13 protein-coding genes are annotated in these 19,263 nt (G+C 64.5%); 8 read left to right on the top strand and 5 right to left on the bottom strand.

Annotated features, from left to right (window positions below; all coding sequences use genetic code 11):
• Positions 1–6 precede the first annotated feature (6 nt).
• From BGP00_RS21335 to BGP00_RS21325, 3 genes are all read left to right on the top strand, one after another.
• Positions 7–978 (top strand): HlyD family secretion protein, encoded by a 972-nt coding sequence (locus tag BGP00_RS21335; RefSeq protein ID WP_292688849.1) that lies wholly within the window; start codon positions 7–9, stop codon positions 976–978.
• Between the two features lie 8 nt (positions 979–986).
• Positions 987–2,366: an efflux transporter outer membrane subunit gene (locus BGP00_RS21330; protein ID WP_168604224.1), complete on the top strand. Its 1,380-nt coding sequence runs from the start codon at positions 987–989 to the stop codon at positions 2,364–2,366.
• A gap of 161 nt (positions 2,367–2,527) precedes the next feature.
• Positions 2,528–2,929 (top strand): lysozyme inhibitor LprI family protein, encoded by a 402-nt coding sequence (locus tag BGP00_RS21325; RefSeq protein WP_292688846.1) that lies wholly within the window; start codon positions 2,528–2,530, stop codon positions 2,927–2,929.
• Positions 2,930–3,004: 75 nt separating this feature from the next.
• Here the strand turns inward: BGP00_RS21325 and BGP00_RS21320 are convergent, their stop codons facing one another.
• Entirely contained in the window at positions 3,005–3,481 is a 477-nt protein-coding gene (locus BGP00_RS21320; protein WP_292688844.1) for a DNA-deoxyinosine glycosylase, read from the bottom strand.
• A gap of 187 nt (positions 3,482–3,668) precedes the next feature.
• On the opposite strand from BGP00_RS21320, the gene BGP00_RS21315 reads away from it, so the two are divergent.
• Genes BGP00_RS21315 through BGP00_RS21295 form a run of 5 tightly spaced genes read left to right on the top strand, consistent with a single transcriptional unit; the run spans position 3,669 to position 13,678 of the window.
• Complete coding sequence (locus BGP00_RS21315) at positions 3,669–4,889, top strand: efflux RND transporter periplasmic adaptor subunit (protein ID WP_292688842.1); 1,221 nt, start codon at positions 3,669–3,671, stop codon at positions 4,887–4,889.
• Positions 4,886–8,026 (top strand): efflux RND transporter permease subunit, encoded by a 3,141-nt coding sequence (locus BGP00_RS21310; protein ID WP_292688841.1) that lies wholly within the window; start codon positions 4,886–4,888, stop codon positions 8,024–8,026. The genes BGP00_RS21315 and BGP00_RS21310 overlap by 4 nt, the downstream gene beginning before the upstream one ends.
• A complete protein-coding gene (locus tag BGP00_RS21305; protein ID WP_292688839.1) occupies positions 8,023–11,226 on the top strand; it encodes an efflux RND transporter permease subunit in 3,204 nt (1,067 codons plus the stop codon). Before BGP00_RS21310 ends, BGP00_RS21305 begins: the two co-directional genes overlap by 4 nt.
• Complete coding sequence (locus BGP00_RS21300; RefSeq protein WP_292688837.1) at positions 11,177–12,676, top strand: efflux transporter outer membrane subunit; 1,500 nt, start codon at positions 11,177–11,179, stop codon at positions 12,674–12,676. Before BGP00_RS21305 ends, BGP00_RS21300 begins: the two co-directional genes overlap by 50 nt.
• Before the next feature lie 21 nt (positions 12,677–12,697).
• On the top strand, positions 12,698–13,678 hold the full coding sequence (locus BGP00_RS21295; RefSeq protein WP_292688835.1) for a polysaccharide deacetylase family protein: 981 nt from the start codon (positions 12,698–12,700) through the stop codon (positions 13,676–13,678).
• Between the two features lie 38 nt (positions 13,679–13,716).
• On the opposite strand, the gene BGP00_RS21290 is transcribed toward BGP00_RS21295, so the two are convergent.
• Genes BGP00_RS21290 through BGP00_RS21275 form a run of 4 tightly spaced genes read right to left on the bottom strand, consistent with a single transcriptional unit; the run spans position 13,717 to position 19,258 of the window.
• Complete coding sequence (locus BGP00_RS21290) at positions 13,717–14,016, bottom strand: polyhydroxyalkanoic acid system family protein (RefSeq protein ID WP_292688834.1); 300 nt, start codon at positions 14,014–14,016, stop codon at positions 13,717–13,719.
• Positions 14,016–15,806 (bottom strand): acyl-CoA dehydrogenase C-terminal domain-containing protein, encoded by a 1,791-nt coding sequence (locus BGP00_RS21285; RefSeq protein ID WP_292688832.1) that lies wholly within the window; start codon positions 15,804–15,806, stop codon positions 14,016–14,018. Before BGP00_RS21285 ends, BGP00_RS21290 begins: the two co-directional genes overlap by 1 nt.
• 24 nt (positions 15,807–15,830) lie before the next feature.
• A complete protein-coding gene (locus BGP00_RS21280; protein ID WP_292688831.1) occupies positions 15,831–18,137 on the bottom strand; it encodes a 3-hydroxyacyl-CoA dehydrogenase/enoyl-CoA hydratase family protein in 2,307 nt (768 codons plus the stop codon).
• Positions 18,137–19,258, bottom strand: coding sequence for a thiolase family protein (locus BGP00_RS21275; RefSeq protein ID WP_292688829.1), 1,122 nt, complete (start codon positions 19,256–19,258; stop codon positions 18,137–18,139). Before BGP00_RS21275 ends, BGP00_RS21280 begins: the two co-directional genes overlap by 1 nt.
• Positions 19,259–19,263: the final 5 nt, after the last annotated feature.

Genomic DNA, 19,263 nt, shown 5'->3' with positions numbered 1-19,263 from the left:
CCTGCCATGACTCTCTCGCTTTCTCCTGCTGGCTCCAAAGTCGTCCGCTATGCTGTGACCGGCGTGCTGGTGGCGGCCGCGCTTGTGGCGGGGCGCGCGCTGATTACCTATTATCAGGCCGACCCATGGACGCGCGACGGGCGCGTGCGGGCCGATGTGGTGCAGGTGGCGCCCGATGTGGCCGGATTGGTGACGCAGGTTTTCGTCACCCACGATCAGGCCGTGCGCAAGGGCGATGTGCTGTTTCAGATCGACCCGGCGCGCTTTGATCTGGCCATCCGCCAGGCCGACAGCCAGTTGCAGAGCGCGCAGGCCGATGTGACGCGCGCAAGGGCCGCCATCCAGAGCGCCAATGTGGTGCTGACGCAGGCCAAGCGCGATGCCACCCGCAACCAGAAGCTGGGCGATCTGGTCGCCGCCGAGGCCACCGAGCAGAGCCAGTCCAAGGCCGCCGAGGCGCAGGCCAAATCCGCCGAGGCCAATGCCATGCTGGCCGAGGCCGAAGCGCGGGTGACGGCGGCGCGCGACGCGCGCGATCTGGCGCTGCTCAACCGGGCGCGCACGCGGGTGGTCGCCCCCACCGACGGGCGCATGTCCGACCTCAACCTGCGCGTGGGCAATTATGTCAGCGCGGGCGCGCCGGTGATGGCGCTGATCGACACGGCATCTTTGCGCGTCGAGGGCTATTTTGAGGAAACCAAGCTGCCCCATGTCCATGTGGGTCAGGCCGCCACGATCCGTATGATGGGCGAGAGCAAGGTGCTGACCGGCCATGTCGTCTCGCTGGCCGCCGCGATCGAGGATCATGACAGGCTCGCGAGCGCGAAGATGCTGCCCGCGATCAACCCTTCGTTTAGCTGGGTGCGTCTGGCCCAACGTGTGCCGGTGCGCATCAAGCTGGACAATCCGCCCGCCGATATCGCGCTGATCGCGGGGCGGACGGCCTCGGTCACGCTGGCGCGGGATGGCGCGAAGTGAAGCCCCCCATGAACAAGGGCCTACTGACGGCCTGTGCTGCGCTGGCGTTAAGCGGCTGTGTGATGGGGCCGAATTATCAGGCGCCCAAGCCCGTTTCGGCCAAGTTGTCGCAAGCCGATGGCATGACGCAGCAGGCGCCCCTGCCCCCGCGCTGGTGGCATCTTTATGACGATCCGGTGCTGGATCGGCTCGAAGAACAGGCGTTGAGCGCAAACACCGAATTGCGCGTGGCGGCGGCTTCTCTGGGCCGGGCGCGGGCGATGACCGAGGCGGCAGAAGGCGCCAATGAGCCGGAATTTTCCGTCGAGGCCGCCGCCCAGCGCGCAAGGCTTTCGGGCGAATCCTATCTGCTGACCGAACAACTGCCGGTGATGAATCTCGGCTCGGCCGGCGGCGGGGTCAGCTATCAGTTCGACCTGTTCGGCCGGTTGCGCCGGGGGGCAGAGGCCGCGCGCGCCGATGAAGGGGCCGTGGGCGCGCTGGCCGATGCGGTCAAGGTGACGCTGGCCGCCGAAGTCGCCAAGTCCTATGTCGAAGTCTGCGGCGCACAGGAAATGGAAGCTATCGTCGAGCATTCGGTGGAAGTGCAGGAGCGGCTGGTCGAATTTGCCGAGCGCCTGCAGGCCGAGGGCCGGGGCAGCGCGATCGAGGTGTCCGCCGCCAAGGCGCGTCTGGCCGATGCGCGCGCCGCGCTGCCGCTCGACAAGATCAAGTCGCGCGCGGCGCTCTATCGGCTTGCGTTCCTGATGGGCCGCACGCCCGATGACTATCCGCGCGAAGCCGAGGCCTGCCACCACCTGCCCAAATTGTCGCAGCCGCTGCCCACCGGCGATGGCGCGGCCCTGATCGCGCGCCGCCCCGACATCCGCGCGGCCGAGCGCCAATTGGCCGCCGCCACCGCTCGCATCGGCGTGGCCACGGCCGAACTTTATCCGCAGATCGGCATCGGGCTGACCGGCGGCACCACCGGCCTGCTGGCCGACCTGGGCCAAGCGGCAACCAATCGCTGGAGCATCGCCGGGCTGATCCACTGGAATTTCCCCAGCGCAGGCCCGCGCGCCAAGGTCCGCGCCGCCAAGGCCGACACCGCCCGCGCTCTGGCCGTGTTCGACGGCAAGGTGCTCAACGCCCTGCGCGAGGTACAGACCGCGATCAGCACCTATGGCGAAAACCACAACCGCCTCCTCTCCCTGACCGAGGCGCGCGAGGCCGCCGATGAAACCGCCGACCAGCTCCGCCGGTTGCGCGAAGGCGGCAAGGCAGCGGCGCAGGTGGACATCGGTGGGCGTAACACGGCGCTTTTGGCGGCCCAGCGCGAACAGGCAGCCAAGGAAGCGCTGGTGCTGGATCAGATCAATCTGTTCCTCGCGCTGGGTGGCGGGTGGTAGGTTTTAGATTGGCCTCCGGCGGGCAAAGGGACTGGTCCCTTTGCAATCCCATTATGGGGTTGCGCAAGAATGGCGACGTGAGGCTTTGACCGGGTCGGGTTTTGAAGGCCGCTGCGCGGCGGAAAAAATTGGCTGCGTTGGGGAGTGCAGGGGGAGGTTTGATGAGAGGTTTCGAATTGGCGGCGATACTCGCTTTGACAGGCGTTCTGGCCCTGACCGAAACTGCACACGCCCAAGGCGATCAGGAAATCGCTGCCCAAATCTCGCGTGAGCTTCGCGCGTGCGAACATGATCCCGCGAAGGGCGGTACTTTTCAGCAAGCCGTTTGTTACAGTGAGGAGGCTAAGCGACAGGATCAGCGACTGAATGAAACTTGGAAGCGCCTGCCGCCCTCGCGCCGCGCAGCTTTGCTGGGTGGCGAAAGAGAATGGATCAAGCGTCGCGATGCAGTTTGCCGGGATGCTGCCGCCGATTATAGGAATTCAACGGCCAATTATATGTACGGCACCTGTTACGTGAATGAGACCATTAAACGGCGCCTTTGGTTGGTGCATGGCCGCTGACACATGAAGCCAGGCTTCAGGCGGCAGATGCTTTCAACTTCCGCAACCTGGCACCAAAACACCCCCAAAAAAACTTCAAAGCCACTCCCGCAAGGCCGTCCATGGCGGCTGCTTCGCCGCAATCCCCACCGCATGGGCCGGACTGCTGGAGGGCAGCGCGATCAAGGGCACGGGCGCATCATCGCCCAATTGCGCCCGGGCGATGGCATAGGCCTTGGCTCCGTTGAACGCCATCGCGCGCAAGGCTGGCAAACCGGCCGCCGCGCTGCGCAGGTCGCGGGCCTCCACCTCACGCAGGTCAGCGTCCAGACTGCCGCGCCGCCGGGCGCTTTCCACCACATCCCACAGGCCGATCCCCGCGCCCAGCAGCGCAGCAAGCCGCGCCTGATACTCCATGGCCATCAGGTCCGCGCCCACCACCGGCGAGAGCAACCTCCAGAACTGATTGCGCGGATGGGCATAATAGCGCCCCGCCGCCAGCGATTGCCGCCCCGGCAGGCTGCCCAGCAGCAAAAGCCGGGTTTGCCCATCGGCCACCATGCCAAATGCCATGTCCCGCAGACCATCTGTTACGTTCTGTTGCAATTGACGATACTTTCTTGATTGTCAGCTTGCGGCAATCTGCCCATTGTAACGAATGGGCAAGCTGTGGATCGCTTGGCCAGTCCTGACGTCCTTTGAAACACCGGGCGCACCGTCAATGGGCCGCGTATGGCCTGCGCCGATGGAGAATGCCAACATGTCCGACACCGCGCCCTATTATGAAGATGACCGGCCCCGCCGCAAACCCTGGCTGGCCTATGCGCTGGTGGTGTTGGGGCTGGTGGCGGTGGCGCTGATCGGCAAATGGTTTGCGGGGGCCGGGGCCCAGAAGAACGCGCGTTCGGGGCGTCCGGCGGCGGCGGTTTCGGCGGTGCCGGTGGGCCTTGGCGATATGCCGGTCGAGGTCAACGCTATCGGCACGGTCACGCCCATCGATTCGGCCGCCGTGCGCAGCCAGCTTTCGGGCACGGTTTTCGCCATCCTGTTCAAGGAGGGCCAGCAGGTCCGCGAGGGGCAGGTCATCGCCCAGATCGACCCGCGCCCCTATCGCCTTTCCCTGTCGCAGGCCGAAGGAACATTGGCCAAGGATATGGCCCAGTTGAACTCGGCCAAGCTGGACCTCAAGCGCTATGAAACGCTGGCCTCGCAGGATTCGGTCGCGCGCCAGACGCTCGATACCCAGCGCGCCACGGTGGGCCAGTTGGAGGGCACCGTGGCCGCCGACCGCGCCTCGGTGGGCACGGCGCGGCTCAATCTGCAATATACGGCGGTCAAGGCGCCTTTCTCGGGCCGCATCGGCCTGCGTCAGGTCAGCGTGGGCGCCTATGTCACGCCGTCGGACACGGCAGGCATTGCCACGATCACGCGCACCGATCCCATTGATGTGGCCTTTACCGTGCCGCAGGGGCAATTGAACGCGATTGCCGCCAAGGGGACCGGTCTGCCCGTGATCGCCTATGATCAGGATGGCAAGAGCGAGCTGGCCAAGGGCACGTTCTCGACCTTTGACAATCAGATCGACACCACCACCGGCACGATCAAGGCCAAGGCGCGCTTTGCCAATCCGGCGGCGGTGAAAGCTTTGTTCCCCAATCAGTTCGTCAATGTAAAGATGCTGGTCGATACGCTGCACCAGGTGCCGGTGGTGCCGGTTTCGGCGCTGCGGCACGGCGCACCGGGCGATTTCGTGTTCGTCGTGCAGCCGGACAACAAGGTGAAGCTGACGGTGGTCAAGGTCGGCCCCAGCGATGGGCGGAACACCGCGATCCTTGGCGGACTGAACAAGGGGCAACTGGTCGTGGCCGAGGGCGCGGATGGGCTCGATGACGGCTCGAGCGTGCGCCTGGCGGGCGGCAAGGGCGGCCCGGGAGGACCCGGCGGCGCAGAACACAAGGGCAAGCGCAAGGCGGCCCAATGAGCGCGCCCGTTGAACCCGGCCGGGACGAGCTTCCCGCCGAGAAGATGATGGGCGGCCCTTCGCGGCCCTTCATCCTGCGCCCTGTGGCCACCACGCTGATGATGATCGCGCTGTTGCTGGCCGGTTTTATCGCGTGGAAGCAATTGCCGCTCTCGGCGCTGCCGCAGGTGGATTATCCCACCATCCAGGTCCGCACGCTCTATCCCGGCGCCAGCCCCGATGTGATGGCGCTGACCGTCACCAGCCCGCTGGAGCGCCAGTTCGGCCAGATGCCGGGCCTGACGCGCATGACCTCGAATTCATCGGGCGGGGCCTCGGTCATCACGCTGCAGTTCGATCTGGGCATGGCGCTGGATGTGGCCGAGCAACAGGTGCAGGCGGCCATCAATGCCGCCAACAGCCTGCTGCCGTCCGATCTGCCCGCGCCGCCGGTCTATGCCAAGGTGAACCCCGCCGACGCGCCGGTCATCACGCTGGGCGTGTCCTCGAAAACCCGCCCGCTGGGTGAAGTGCAGGGGATTGTCGAGCGGCAGTTTTCAAACAAGATCGCGCAGGTTTCCGGTGTTGGTCTGGTCAGCCTGTCGGGCGGACAGCGCCCCGCCGTGCGGATCATCGCCAATGTCGGCGCGCTGGCCACGCGGGGGCTGAGCCTTGAAAGCATCCGCAGCGCCATTTCCAACGCCAATGTCAACATGGCCAAGGGCAGCTTTGACGGGATCACCAAAAGCTGGACCATCGACGCCAATGACCAGTTGGGCAGCGCGAAGGACTACGCCAATCTGGTCGTCTCCTATGCCAATGGCGCACCGATCCGCCTGTCCGATGTGGCCAGCGTCGAGGCGAGCGTGGAAAACACCCGCACCGCCAGTTGGATGAACAGGCAGAGCGCCGTCATCATCGACGTTCAGCGCCAGCCCGGCGCCAATGTCATCGCCACGGTCGATGCGATCAAGGCGGCTCTGCCCGATCTGACCGCGCAATTGCCCGCCGACGTCAAGGTCAGGGTGCTGACCGACCGCACCGAGGGCATCCGCGCCAGCGTCGAGGATGTACAGTTTGAACTGGTGCTGGCGGTGCTGCTGGTGGTGCTGGTGATCTTCCTCTTTCTGGGCAGCCTGCGCGCAACCATGGTGGCGGCGATTTCGGTGCCGCTTTCGCTGGTCGGGGCCTTTGCCGCGATGTGGGCGCTGGGCTTTTCGATCAATAACCTGACGCTGATGGCGCTCACCATCGCCAGCGGTTTTGTGGTCGATGACGCCATCGTAGTGATCGAGAATATCGCCCGTTATGTCGAGGAAGGGATGAAGCCCTTTGACGCGGCATTGAAAGGCGCCAGCGAGATCGGCTTTACCATCATCAGCCTGACCGTCAGCCTGATCGCGGTGCTGATCCCGCTGCTGTTTATGGGCGATGTGGTGGGGCGGCTGTTTCGCGAATTTGCGATCTCGCTGGCCGTGACCATCGCGCTGTCGGCGCTGGTGGCGCTGACCGCCGTGCCGATGCTGGCCGCGCGCTGGCTGAAACCCGAACATGAGGAGCGCCGCTTTGCCATCGTGGACAAGGCGATGCACCAGTTCGACCGCCTCGCCGCCGCCTATGCCCGCGCTTTGGGCTGGGTCATGGCGCGCAGCGGCCTGACGATGCTGGTCTTTGCCGCTTCGCTGGTGGTGACGGCGGCGCTGTTCTGGGCGATCCCGAAAAACCTGTTTCCCACGCAGGACACCGGGCAGATCCGCGCGACCTTGGTGGCCGCACAGGACATCAGCTTTACCCACATGGCCCATCTGCAACAGCAGGTGGCGGCCAAAATGCTGGAAGATCCGGGCGTGGAATCGCTCTCCTCCAGCGTGGGCGTGGATGGTACGAACACGACCGTCAATCAGGGGCGGATGGTCATCAACCTCAAACCCATCAATGCGCGCGAGGATCAGGAAGCGATCATGACCCGCCTGCGCGACAGCGCGGCCGGGGTGCCGGGGGTCCAGCTTTACTTCCAGCCGGTGCAGGATCTGACCATCGACACCGAAACGGGCCTGACGCCCTATCGCTTTGCCCTGCATGGTGCGGATCAGGATACGGTCAACACATGGGGGCAAAAGCTGGCGCAGGCGCTCAAATCCGAGACCTCGCTGCGCGATGTCAATGCGCCTGCTCTGGGCCAAGGGCGCAGCGTGATCGTGGACGTCAACCGCGATGCGGCGGCGCGTCTGGGCCTCTCGGTGCTCAGCGTCGACAATGCGCTTTATGATGCCTTTGGCCAGCGGATCATCTCGACCATCTATACCCAGTCAAGCCAGAACCGCGTGATCCTCTCGGCCAGCCCGCAGATGCTGTCCGATCCGCAAAGCCTTGGACAGCTCTATATCCCGCTCTCCTCCGGCACGCAGGTGCCGCTGGGCACCATCGCCACGATCCGCGAGGGGACCAGCCCGCTGGTTCTGGCACGCGAGGGACAATTCCCCTCGGCCACCATCGGTTTCGATGTGACGCCGGGCGTATCGCTGGGCCATGCGGTGTCCTCGATCGAACAGGCGGCCAAGGATCTGGGGATGCCCTCATCCCTGACGATGGATTTCTCCGGTTCGGCCTCGGCCTTCCGCTCGGCGCTGGCCAATGAGGCGGTGCTGGTGCTGGCCGCGATCATCACGGTCTATATCGTGCTGGGCGTGCTGTATGAAAGCTTCATCCATCCCGTCACCATCCTCTCCACCCTGCCCTCGGCGGGCGTGGGGGCGCTGATCGCGCTGGCGCTGACCTCCTATGGGCTGGGGGTGATCGGGATTATCGGCATCGTGCTGCTGATCGGCATTGTGAAGAAAAACGCGATCATGATGATCGACTTTGCCATTGCCGCCATGCGCGAGGAAGGGATGGCGGCGGATGAGGCGATCAAACGCGCCGCCCATCTGCGTTTCCGGCCGATCATGATGACCACCTTTGCCGCGCTGTTTGCCGCGATCCCGATGATCTTCGGGTCGGGCATGGGCCATGAATTGCGCCAGCCTCTGGGCCTGTCCATCGCGGGGGGCCTGATCCTGTCTCAGGTGCTGACGCTGTTCACCACGCCGGTCATCTTCCTCGCCTTTGAAAACTGGCGCGAGCGCCGTCAGGCCAGACATGTGGGGCAGGCGGCGTGAATATTTCCGCCCCCTTCATCCGGCGGCCGGTCGGTACGATCCTGCTGACCATCGGGGTGGCGCTGGCGGGCATTGCGGCGTTTTTCCAGCTTCCCGTCGCGCCCCTGCCCCGCGTCGACATCCCCACGGTGATGGTGCAGGCCAGCCTGCCCGGCGCCAGCCCGTCCACCATGGCCAGCACCGTGGCCAGCCCGCTGGAGCGCCGCCTCGGCACGATTGCGGGCGTGACGGAGATGACCTCGCGCTCCTCGCTGGGTTCGACACAGGTGGTGCTGCAATTCGACCTGAACCGCAACATTGACGGGGCGGCCCGCGATGTTCAGGCCGCGATTGCCGCCGCGCGGGCCGATCTGCCCAGCACGCTCAAAACCAACCCCACCTATCGCAAGATGAACCCAGCCGATGCGCCGATCCTGATCCTTGCCCTGACCAGCCCGACCCGCACGCCCGAACAGATTTACGACGCGGTGTCGAACATCGTGCAGCAAAAGCTGCTTCAGGTGAATGGCGTGGGCAATGTCGAGTTGGGTGGCGCGGCCTTGCCCGGCGTGCGGATCGAGATCAACCCGATGCAGCTGGCCCGCGCAGGGATCGGGCTGGAGGATGTGCGCACCGCCCTGCAATCGGCCAGCGCCAACCGGCCCCGAGGCGTGCTGGAGGGGATCGACATTTCCAAGGGCGGCCTGTCCTGGCAGATTTTCTCCAATGCCGCCGCGCTGAAGGCGGCAGACTTTGCTCCCATGGTCATCGCATGGCGCAATGGCGCGCCCGTGCGCCTGTCCGACATCGCCCGCGTGGTCGATGGGCCGGAAGAACTGCACACGATGGGCCTGTTCAACGGCAAGAAGTCGGTGCCGATCATCATCACCCGCCAGCCTGACGCCAATATCGTCCAGACGGTCGATGCCTTGCGCGCGCAGGTGCCGGGGCTGCAGGCCTTGCTGCCCGCCGATATCAAGCTCAACATCGCCACCGATCGCACGATCACCATCCGCTCCTCGCTGCATGAGGTGGAAATCGCGCTGCTCGTCTCCACGCTGCTGGTGGTGATCGTGGTCAGCGTGTTTCTGCAAAGCTGGCGCGCGACGATGATCCCGGCGGCGGCGGTGATCGTCTCGCTGCTGGGCACGCTGGGGGTGATGTATATGTCGGGCTTCCTGCTCGACAATCTGTCGCTGATGGCCCTGACCGTGGCGACCGGCTTTGTGGTCGATGACGCGATTGTGGTGGTTGAAAACATTGCCCGCCATGTCGAGGAAGGGATGCCCCCCTTTACCGCCGCCCTGCGCGGCGCGCGCGAGGTGGGCTTTACCGTGCTGTCCATTTCGCTGTCCCTTGTCGCGGTTTTTGTGCCGCTGATCTTCATGGGCGGGGTGATGGGGCGGCTGATGCGCGAATTTGCGCTGACCATGACGGCGGCGGTGGGCATCAGCCTGATTGCCAGCCTGACGGTCACGCCCATGCTGGCCAGCCGGGCGCTGGCGGCGCCGGGGGTGGAAAAGGACAATGCCCTGTTCCGCACCTCGCGCCGGTTTTTCGATGGGCTGCATGCGCGCTATGCACGGCGGCTGGATTGGGCGCTGAACCATCGCGGGCCGGTGCTGCTGCTGCTGTTGGGCGCGGTGATCCTTAACGTGTTTCTGATCGTGGTCGCGCCCAAAGGCCTGTTGCCGCAACAGGATACAGGCGCGATGACGGGCGGCCTGCGCGTTGACCAGTCCATGTCCTTTGCCGCCACATCCGACAAGTTGACGCAGGCGGCCAATATCATCCGCGCCGATCCGGCCGTCGCCACGCTGGTGGCCTTTACCGGGGGCGGGCGTGCGGGTTCGGGCTTTATGTTCGTCAATCTGAAACCGCGCGGAGAGCGTCCGCCGATCAATGACGTTATCGCCCGCCTGCGCCCCAAACTGGCGCGGGTGCGCGGGGTCAGCGTGTTTCTCAACCCGGTGCAGGATTTGCAGGCGGGCGGGCGCCAGACCAGCGCGACCTATCAATATGTCCTCCACGCCGAAAGCGCGCAGATGCTGCGCGAGGCGGGCGAGAAACTGGTCAAGGCGCTGAAGGCCCAGCCGCAGGCGATCACCGATGTGGATATCGACCAGCAGGATGCGGGCGCCAGCGCCTTTGTCACCGTGGACCGCAACCGCGCCGCCAGCCTTGGCATCACGATGAACACCATCGACCAGACGCTCTATGACGCCTTTGGCCAGCGGCAGGTCGCCTCGATCTATCAGGGGCTGAACCAGTATCATGTGGTGATGGAGGCCGATCCGACCTATTCGGGCAAGCCCGAAGCGCTCGGCAATCTCTATCTGCCGGTGGGGGGAACCCTGTCCTCATCCACCACGGCCACCAACGCCAATGCCTCGCTGGGCAACAATGCAGCCAGGGGCAGCGCGGTGAGTGCCACCGCCACCACCCAGATCCCGCTCTCCACCGTGGCGGCATGGTCCAACGCCTCGACTGCGGCCAGCGTCAGCCATACCGATGGCGAACCCTCGGCCACGATCTCGTTCAACCTGCCGCCGGGCCTTTCGCTGGGCCAGGCCGCGCAGACCATTGCCGCCACGCAGGCCAGCCTTGCCCTGCCCGCCGGCGTCCATGGCGATTTCGGCGGCACCGCCAAGGTGTTTCAGCAGTCAACCAGCTCGATGCCGCTGCTGATCGTGGCCGCGATCGTCACGATCTATATCGTGCTGGGCATTCTGTATGAAAGCGCGATCCACCCGCTGACGGTGCTTTCCACCCTGCCCTCGGCGGGCGTGGGGGCGATCTTCGCCCTGATCGTGACGGGGGGGCAGTTCGACATTATCGCGCTGATCGGGGTCGTGCTGCTGATCGGCATTGTGAAGAAGAACGCGATCCTGATCATCGACTTTGCCATCGAATCGGAACGTTCGCGCGGGCTCTCCTCCTTTGAGGCGATCCGCGAGGCCAGCCTGCTGCGCTTCCGCCCGATCCTGATGACCACGCTGGCCGCCGCGCTGGGCGCCTTGCCGCTGGCCATCGGGTTTGGCGACGGGGCCGAATTGCGCCGCCCGCTGGGCATTGCCATCGTGGGCGGGCTGATCGTCAGCCAGATGCTGACGCTGCTGACGACGCCTGTGGTCTATCTGGCGGTGGACAAATGGCGCCGCCGCTCTCCCCATGAACATCTGCTGGCTCGCCATGGCGATGCTGAACCTCTGGAAGCCTGATATGATGAAGCGTACCTCTCTGGCTCTTGCCACCGCCCTGTCCCTTTCGGCCTGCAGCATGGCCCCCAAATACCATGTGCCCACCAGCGCTGCGCCCGCCGCCGCCTTCAAGGGCGATGCCGGATGGGCGCCCGCCATGCCCGCCGACGATGTGGCCAAGGGGCAATGGTGGAAGCTGTTCGGCGATCCGGTGCTCGATACGCTGGAGGAAAAGGTCGAGGTGACAAACCAGAACGTCGCCTATTACCGCGCCGCCTATGCGCAGGCCGAGGCGGTGGTGCGCGCCAATCGCGCCGCGCTCTTTCCCACCATCAGCGCCAGCGCCAGCGACACGCGCAGCGGCACCTTCGCCGCCAACAGCACCGGCACCACCACCGGTTCAGGCGGCAGTGTGACCCGCACCGGCACCACCATTTCGGCCACCGGCAGCGCCAGCTGGACCCCCGACATCTGGGGCAAGCTGGCCGATACCACACGCCAGTCCAAGGCGCAGGCGCAGGCATCGGCGGCCACGCTGGCCAATGCCACGCTCTCGGCGCGCGGCACATTGGCCACCAATTATTTCCAGTTGCGCGGGGTGGATGCGCAAAAGGTGATGCTGACCGATACGGTGGCCGCCTATCGCCGCTCGCTGGAGGTGACGCGCAACAAGCTTTCGGCCGGTACGATCAGCGAGGCCGATGTGCAAAGCGCGCAGGCCAGCCTGTCCAATGCCGAGGCGTCCTTGCGCGATCTGGAGCGGCAGCGCGCATCCTATGAAAATGCCATCGCTGTGCTGGTGGGCGAAAATCCGTCCACCTTCCATCTGGCGCCCACGGCGTGGAACCCGGCGCTGCCATCGGTGCCGGGCGTGATGCCGGGCGACATCCTGCAACGCCGCCCCGATATCGCCAATGCCGAAAGATCGGTGGCCGCCGCCAATTCGGCCATTGGCATCCAGCGTTCGGCCTTCTTCCCCTCGATCACGCTGTCCGGCTCGGTGGGGTCCAATTCGACCACGATGACCAACCTGTTCAGCGCAGCCACCTCGCTCTGGTCTTTGGGGGCCAGCGCGGCCGAAACGCTGATCGATTTCGGCGCGCGTTCGGCCAAGGTGGCGCAGGCCCGCGCGGCCTATAATGCGGCGGTCGCCACCTATCGCCAAAGCGTGCTGAATGCTTTTCAGGAGGTGGAAACCAATCTCTCGGCCGTCTCGGCCTATCGCGCGCAGGCGCCCTATTATACCACCGCCAATGCCGCCGCAGCCAAGGCCGAAACCATCATCCGCAATCAGTATCAGGCCGGCACCGTTGATTTTACCAGCGTTTCCTCCGCACAATCCACAGCCTATTCGGCGCGCGTTAATCTGATACAGAATACCGTCAATCAGCAGACCGCCACTGTGGCCCTGATACAGGCCATCGGCGGCGAATGGCGGGATGGTGTGGAGTTGCACCCTTCCGTCAAATGATGGAACGGGGGAATATTGAACATGCGTGGAGTTTGGGGCGCGGTGGCAGCACTGGCGCTGATGGTCGGCGCCGCGCCGGTTTTGGCGCAACCTTTGGCCCCGCCGCCTGCGCAAATGGGCAAGGTGGCGCTGACCTTTGACGATTTGCCGGGATTGAGCCTGTTCAACGATCAGGCGTGGCTGGATTACATCAACCGCACCTTGCTGCGCGGATTGCGGCGCAATCATATGCCCGCCATCGGCTTTGTGAACGAATCCAAGCTGGACGATGCGGTGCGCGCGCGCCAGATCACCAATCTGAAACTGTGGCTGGATGCGGGCAAGGATCTGGGCAACCACACGTTCAGCCATGAATCGCCCAATGATCTGGGCGCGGCGGGCTATATCGCCGACATCGCCAAGGGCGAGCCGGTGACGCGCGAATTGCTGGCCGCACGGGGCAAGAAGCTGGACTGGTTCCGCCATCCCTATCTGGAAACCGGCGCGCCCGAGGCGGTCAAGCACGCGATCAACACATGGCTGGGCCAGCATGGCTATCATATCGCGCCGGTCACGATCGACGCCGATGACTGGATGTTTGCCGAACCCTATGAGGACGCGCTGGCCCGCCATGACGAGGCGCGACGACTGCGCGTGCGCAAGCAATATCTCGATTATACCGAACGCGCGATCAGTTGGTATCAAAAGGCCTCGGACGCGCTGTTCGGGCGCCAGATCGCCTTTGTCATGCTGCTCCACGATACACGGCTCAATGCCGACAGCATCGACGAGTTGGGCGCGATGCTGAAGCGGCGCAAGCTCAAGCCGGTCACGATTGAGGCGGCGATGAGCGATCCGGCCTATAAGACCCGCGATCCCTATGTCGGCAAGGACGGGATCGAGTGGATGGAGCGCTGGTCCTATACGCTGAAAAAGGGCCTGCCGTGGACGAGCTGGCAGGATGCGCCCAAGCAGATCGAAGACGAATACAACAAGCTGGAGAATGACCAGCACAAGAATTGAGGAAAAGGCGGCGGCACCCCATGCCGCCGCCTTTTTGTTTAAACCTTGTCGAGCATCTTGCCCGCACTGAGCTTTACAAATTCGGCCACCTGCCCCTGCATCATCTTCATCAGGGCGGGCACCTCAAGACTGCCGCTCAGCCGGTCCTCCTCGATGGTCAGCGACACCGGGATGCGCGAGCCGAGCGCGGTAATCGTCATGTTCAGCACATAATCACCCGCCCATTCCGAGGCGAGGCTGCCCCCGCCCGGAATATGCGCGGCCAGCTTGGGCAGGCCCACCTCGATGCGGCGCTTGGCCTCGGCGCGGCCAAGGCTGTGGGGGATCGAGATGTCCATCAGAATTCGTCCTCGGCAAAGGCCATCAGCGCGCCCTTGCCCGCCTTGATGGCCAGGAAATGGGTGGTCGCCTGCGGCAGGATCTTTTCAAAGAAGAAGGTCGCGGTCTTGATCTTGGTTTCGTAAAACGCCTTGTCCTGCGTGCCGAAGAACAGTTGCAGGCCCGCGATCTTGGTGGCTTTGGCAAAGCAATAGGCCATGCCGACAAGGCCGAGCAGGCGCAGATAGTCGCTGGCCGCAGCCCCCGCCTCTTCGGGGTCCTTCATGCCCTTTTCCGCAATCGTCGCGGTGGAAAGCTGCAGCGCGCCAAAGGCCTTTTCCAGCCCCTCGATCATCTTCTGCATCGGGCCTTCGCCCTTGTTTTCCTCGATAAAGGCCGAGACGGGGTGGAAGAAGCTGCGCAGCAGGCGGCCCATATGCGCGCCCATCTTGCGCCCGACCAGATCGAGCGCCTGAATGCCGTTGGTGCCTTCATAGATCATGGCGATGCGCGCATCGCGCTGATACTGCTCGACCCCGCTTTCGTGGATATAACCGTGGCCGCCATAGACCTGCACTGCAAGGCTGGCGCTGTCATGACCCAGGTCGGTGAACAAGGCTTTGACCACCGGCGTCATCAGCGCGACGAAATCCTCGGCCCGCTGGCGCACCTCGGGGTCGGCGGCGTGGCGTTCGGCATCCAGCCCGCGCGCCACCCATGCGCCCAGCGCCCGGCAGCCCTCATTATAGGCCCGCATGGTCAGCAGATTCTTGCGCACATCGGGGTGGACGATGATCGGATCGGCGGGTTTGTCCGGATATTTCGCGCCCGAGAGCGAACGCCCCTGCAAGCGGTCCTTGGCATACCATACCGCCGACTGATAGGCCGCCTCGCCAATGCCAAGGCCCTGAATGCCCACGCCCACGCGTTCGGCATTCATCATCGTGAACATCGCCTCAAGGCCGCGATGCGGCTCGCCCACCAGCCAGCCGATGGCATCGTCGAACTGCATCTGACAGGTGGCCGATGCCTTGATGCCCATCTTGTGCTCGATCCCGCTGGCGCGTACGCCATTGCGCGCGCCCGGATTGCCGTCGGCATCGGGCAGGAACTTGGGCACGAGGAACAGGCTGATCCCCTTCACCCCCTTGGGCGCATCGGGCAGACGCGCCAGCACCAGATGGATGATGTTGCTGGTCAGATCCTGCTCGCCCGCCGAAATGAAGATCTTCGAGCCGGTCAGCTTATAGCTGCCATCGCCCACCGGATCCGCCTTGGTGCGCAGCAAGCCAAGGTCAGTACCGCAATGCGGCTCGGTCAGGTTCATCGTGCCCGACCATTCACCGCTGATCATCTTGGGCAGATAGGCCGCCTTCAACTCCTCGCTGGCATAGGCGTTGAGCGCCGTCACCGCGCCCGCCGTCAGGCCCGGATAGAGGCTGAAGGAGACATTGGTGGCGCAGATCATTTCCTCGACCAGCTTGCCCACCGCCTCGGGCAGGCCCTGCCCGCCATATTCGACCGGCATGACAAGGCCGCCCCAGCCGCCCTGCACGAACTGGTCATAGGCCTCCTTGAAGCCCTTGGGCGTGTGCACCACGCCATTTTCGTATTGGCAGCCCTCGCTGTCGCCCGAAAGGTTGATCGGCAGCAGCACATCCTGACAGATTTTGGCCGCTTCCTCCAAAACCGCATCGGTCAGATCCTGGGTAAACTCCTCATGGACCGAGAGCCCGCCAAAGCCGTCATCCTGATGCAATTCATTGAGCACAAAGCGCATATCGCGCAAGGGGGCGGTATAGACCTGCATAAAACCTCTCCTGTTGTCCCGGCGTCAATTGCGCAGCGGCTTGCCGGTGGTCAGCATATGCTCCACCCGCGCCTGCGTGCGGCTATCGCGCACCAGCGTCATGAATTCGCGCAGCTCCAGCGCCAATAGCTGCTCTTCGGTTACAGTATCGACCACATCGGCATCCCCCCCGGTCAAAACGGTGGCCAGCTTGTCGGCCACCACCTCGTCATAGGGCGTCGCAAGACCCCGCGCGCGGAAGCCTTTGACCGCCAGCTCCAGCGCCGTCTTGCCGCTGGCGCCGGGCAGGCGGAATACCGGCGGCGTGGGCGGGGTGTAACCCTCGACCATCGAGAGCGCCCGCGCCTTGGCATCCGCCAGCAACCGGTCGCGGTTCATGGTGATGCCGTCGCCGGGGCGCAGATAGCCGATCTCCTTGGCATTGGCCGCCGATTTGGCGACCGTCGCGGTGGAGATCGTCTCAAACGCCTTGGCCACAGGCGGCATCGGCCCCTTGGGCGCCTTGGGGCTTTCAGCGGCGCGGACCATCAATTCGCCGCATCCGCCCCAGCCGGGGATCAGCCCCACGCCGCATTCGACAAGGCCGATATAGGTTTCGGCATGGGCCTGCACCGCATCGGCATTGAGGCAGATTTCGCACCCGCCCCCGAGCGCCATGCCAAAGGGCGCGGAGACCACCGGGAAGGGGGCATATTTCAGCGCCTTATACGCCTTCTGTCCGCCCGCGACCAGTTTCTCCACCTCGCCCCATGCGGCGATGTTGATGGCGAAGATGGCAAGGCCAAGGTTCGCGCCAGCCGAGAAATTCGAGCCTTCATTATAGACCACCAGCGCCTTGTACTGCTCGGCCACCAGCGGGATCGCCTTCTCGATCAGCTTCATCACCTCGCCGTCGAGCGCGTTCATCTTGCTGGTGAACTCCAGCGCCACCACGCCGTCGCCAATATCCCACAGCGCCGCCGAAGCTGTTTTCAACAACGGTTTCGAGGCCGCCTTGATATCCTCCAGCAGCAGCACGCCTTCGGGCCGGGCAATCGCGTGATATGCGCCATCCGCGCCCAGATATTGGCGCTGCCCTTGCTCGACACGATAGAACGGGCGGCCATCGGCCAATGTCAGGATCGCGGGAACCTCGCGCCCCTCGGCCTGCAGGCGGGCGACGAAATCGGCGCCCCCGATCCGGTCAATCAGCTCAAACGGGCCATATTTCCAGTTATAGCCCAGCTTCATCGCCGTATCGATGGCCAGGATATCATCCGAAGCCTCACCGATCAGCCCCGCCGCATAGGCCAGTGTCGGCCCCAGCACGGCCCAGGCATAGGCGCCCACCACGCCCGGCGCGGAAATCAGTGCGCGCAAATCCTTCTGCGCCGCCGAAGGGATCGACACCGGCTTGGCCGCCTTGGCATATTCCCCGGTGTTCAGGTTGATCGCTTCCTTGACCTTCCCGGCTTCCTTGTTGATCCGGTAAAAGCCCCCCTTGCCCTTGCGACCCGTATAACCGTCCGCGATCATTTTCAGGATCAGCGGATGGTCATGGGCGATTCCCTGATAGGGATCATTGGCGGGCAGAGTGCTGGTCAGGCTGGCCTTGAGATAGGGCATCAGGTCAATGCCCACCAGATCGACCAGACCGAAGATCCCGGTCTTGGGCACGCCCATCGGTTTGCCGCCGATGGCATCGGCATCCTCGACGCTGACGCCCAGTTCAAAGGCCGCATTGATCGCCGCCTGAAGCCAGTATGTGCCCACGCGATTGGCGAGGAAACCCGGCGTGTCCTTGGCGCGCACCACACTCTTGCCCATCGCGCGGTCAGCAAAATCGGAAACGCGGGCGACCAGTTCGGGATCGCTCTTGGGCCCGGCCACTACTTCGAGCAGGCGCATATAGCGCGGCGGGTTGAAGAAATGGGTGATAAGGAAATCGCGGGCGAAAGCCTCGCTGCGCCCCTCGATTAGGCGTTCGAGCGGGATTGTCGAGGTGTTCGACGACACCGCCGTTCCGGGCCGCCGCACGCTTTCCAGCTTTTCATACAGCGCGTGCTTCAGCTCGATCTTCTCGACAATCGCCTCGATCACCCAGTCGCATTCGGCAACCCGGCCCAGATCGTCGTCAATATTGCCCGCCTCGACCAGCTTCGCCGCCGCCTTGCTCATAAAGGCCGCCGGTTCGGCTTTTTTCAGCCGCTCAATCGCGCCCGCCGCAACGGAATTGCGGTCCGCAGCATCGCGCACAATATCCAGCAGCAGCACCGGCACGCCCGCATTGGCCGCCTGCGCGGCAATACCGGCGCCCATGGTCCCGGCGCCGATCACACAGAGCTTTTTCATCAGATGGCCTCCAGAACCGTAGCGATCCCCTGCCCGCCGCCGATGCATTGCGTGGCCAAGGCATAGCGGCCCCCGGTGCGCTTCAAGAGGCTGGCCGCCTTGCCCACGATGCGCGCGCCGGTTGCGCCCAGCGGATGGCCGATGGCAATCGCGCCGCCATCGATGTTGACCTTGGCCACGTCCAGACCCAATTCACCGATGCAGGCAAGGCTCTGACTGGCAAAGGCTTCGTTGAGTTCGACCACATCGAGATCGCCCACCGAAATCCCCGCGCGGGCCAATGCCTTGCGGCTGGATTCGACCGGGCCCATACCCATGATTTCGGGCGCGCATCCGCTGATCGCCACCGACTTGATGCGCGCCAGCATCGGCAGGCCATTGGCCACGGCAAATTCCTCGCTGCACACCAGCACGGCGGCGGCGCCATCGGTCAGCGGGCTGGCGGTGCCCGCCGTCACGCTGCCGTTTGCGCTGAACGCAGGCTTGAGGCCCGCCAGAGCCTCCGCCGTGGTGCCGGGGCGGGGGGTGCCATCGGCATCGATGCCGCCCACGGGCACGATTTCATCGGAGAGCAGGCCCGCCGCGATGGCCTCGCCCGCCTTGCGCTGGCTTTCCACGGCAAAGGCTTCCTGCGCCTCGCGGCTGATGCCGAATTTGGCCGCCACGTTTTCGGCCGTATCGCCCATGCCCAGATAGGCCGCGCTCTTTTTCGCCAACGCCGGATTGGGCAGCGGGTTGAAGCCCATCATCGGCACGCGGCTCATCGATTCAACGCCCGCGGCAATGAACACTTCGCCGGCACCAAGCTGGATCTGGCCCGCAGCATAATGGATCGCGCTCATCGAGGAGCCGCAGAAACGGTTGACCGTCATGCCCCCCACCGACAGCGGCAGATCGGCAATCAGGCCGATCAGGCGGGCAATGTTGAAGCCCTGCTCACCCTCGGGAAAGGCGCAGCCGACAATCAGATCCTCAAGCGCGGCGGCATCCACCCCGGTCCGTGCGATCAATCCGCGCACCACATCGGCGGCCAGATCATCAGGACGCACACGGGCCAGAGCACCCTTGCCCGCCAGATGGAAAGGAGAACGGGCATAGCCCGCGATCACCACATTACGCATCGCAC

Origin of the sequence: Novosphingobium sp. 63-713 (assembly GCF_001898925.1) — a bacterium.
Taxonomy (GTDB): Bacteria; Pseudomonadota; Alphaproteobacteria; order Sphingomonadales; family Sphingomonadaceae; genus Novosphingobium.
Note: the sequence above shows the minus strand (reverse complement) of the source record. Positions and strands in the feature narration are given on the sequence as shown.

Bases quoted from the DNA above. Each gene is read 5' to 3' on its own strand.
- BGP00_RS21335 (WP_292688849.1), top strand. From the start codon at position 7: ATGACTCTCTCGCTTTCTCCTGCTGGCTCCAAAGTCGTCCGCTATGCT.
- BGP00_RS21330 (WP_168604224.1), top strand. From the start codon at position 987: ATGAACAAGGGCCTACTGACGGCCTGTGCTGCGCTGGCGTTAAGCGGC.
- BGP00_RS21325 (WP_292688846.1), top strand. From the start codon at position 2,528: ATGAGAGGTTTCGAATTGGCGGCGATACTCGCTTTGACAGGCGTTCTG.
- BGP00_RS21320 (WP_292688844.1), bottom strand. From the start codon at position 3,481: ATGGCATTTGGCATGGTGGCCGATGGGCAAACCCGGCTTTTGCTGCTG.
- BGP00_RS21315 (WP_292688842.1), top strand. From the start codon at position 3,669: ATGTCCGACACCGCGCCCTATTATGAAGATGACCGGCCCCGCCGCAAA.
- BGP00_RS21310 (WP_292688841.1), top strand. From the start codon at position 4,886: ATGAGCGCGCCCGTTGAACCCGGCCGGGACGAGCTTCCCGCCGAGAAG.
- BGP00_RS21300 (WP_292688837.1), top strand. From the start codon at position 11,177: ATGAACATCTGCTGGCTCGCCATGGCGATGCTGAACCTCTGGAAGCCT.
- BGP00_RS21295 (WP_292688835.1), top strand. From the start codon at position 12,698: ATGCGTGGAGTTTGGGGCGCGGTGGCAGCACTGGCGCTGATGGTCGGC.
- BGP00_RS21290 (WP_292688834.1), bottom strand. From the start codon at position 14,016: ATGGACATCTCGATCCCCCACAGCCTTGGCCGCGCCGAGGCCAAGCGC.
- BGP00_RS21285 (WP_292688832.1), bottom strand. From the start codon at position 15,806: ATGCAGGTCTATACCGCCCCCTTGCGCGATATGCGCTTTGTGCTCAAT.
- BGP00_RS21280 (WP_292688831.1), bottom strand. From the start codon at position 18,137: ATGAAAAAGCTCTGTGTGATCGGCGCCGGGACCATGGGCGCCGGTATT.
- BGP00_RS21275 (WP_292688829.1), bottom strand. From the start codon at position 19,258: ATGCGTAATGTGGTGATCGCGGGCTATGCCCGTTCTCCTTTCCATCTG.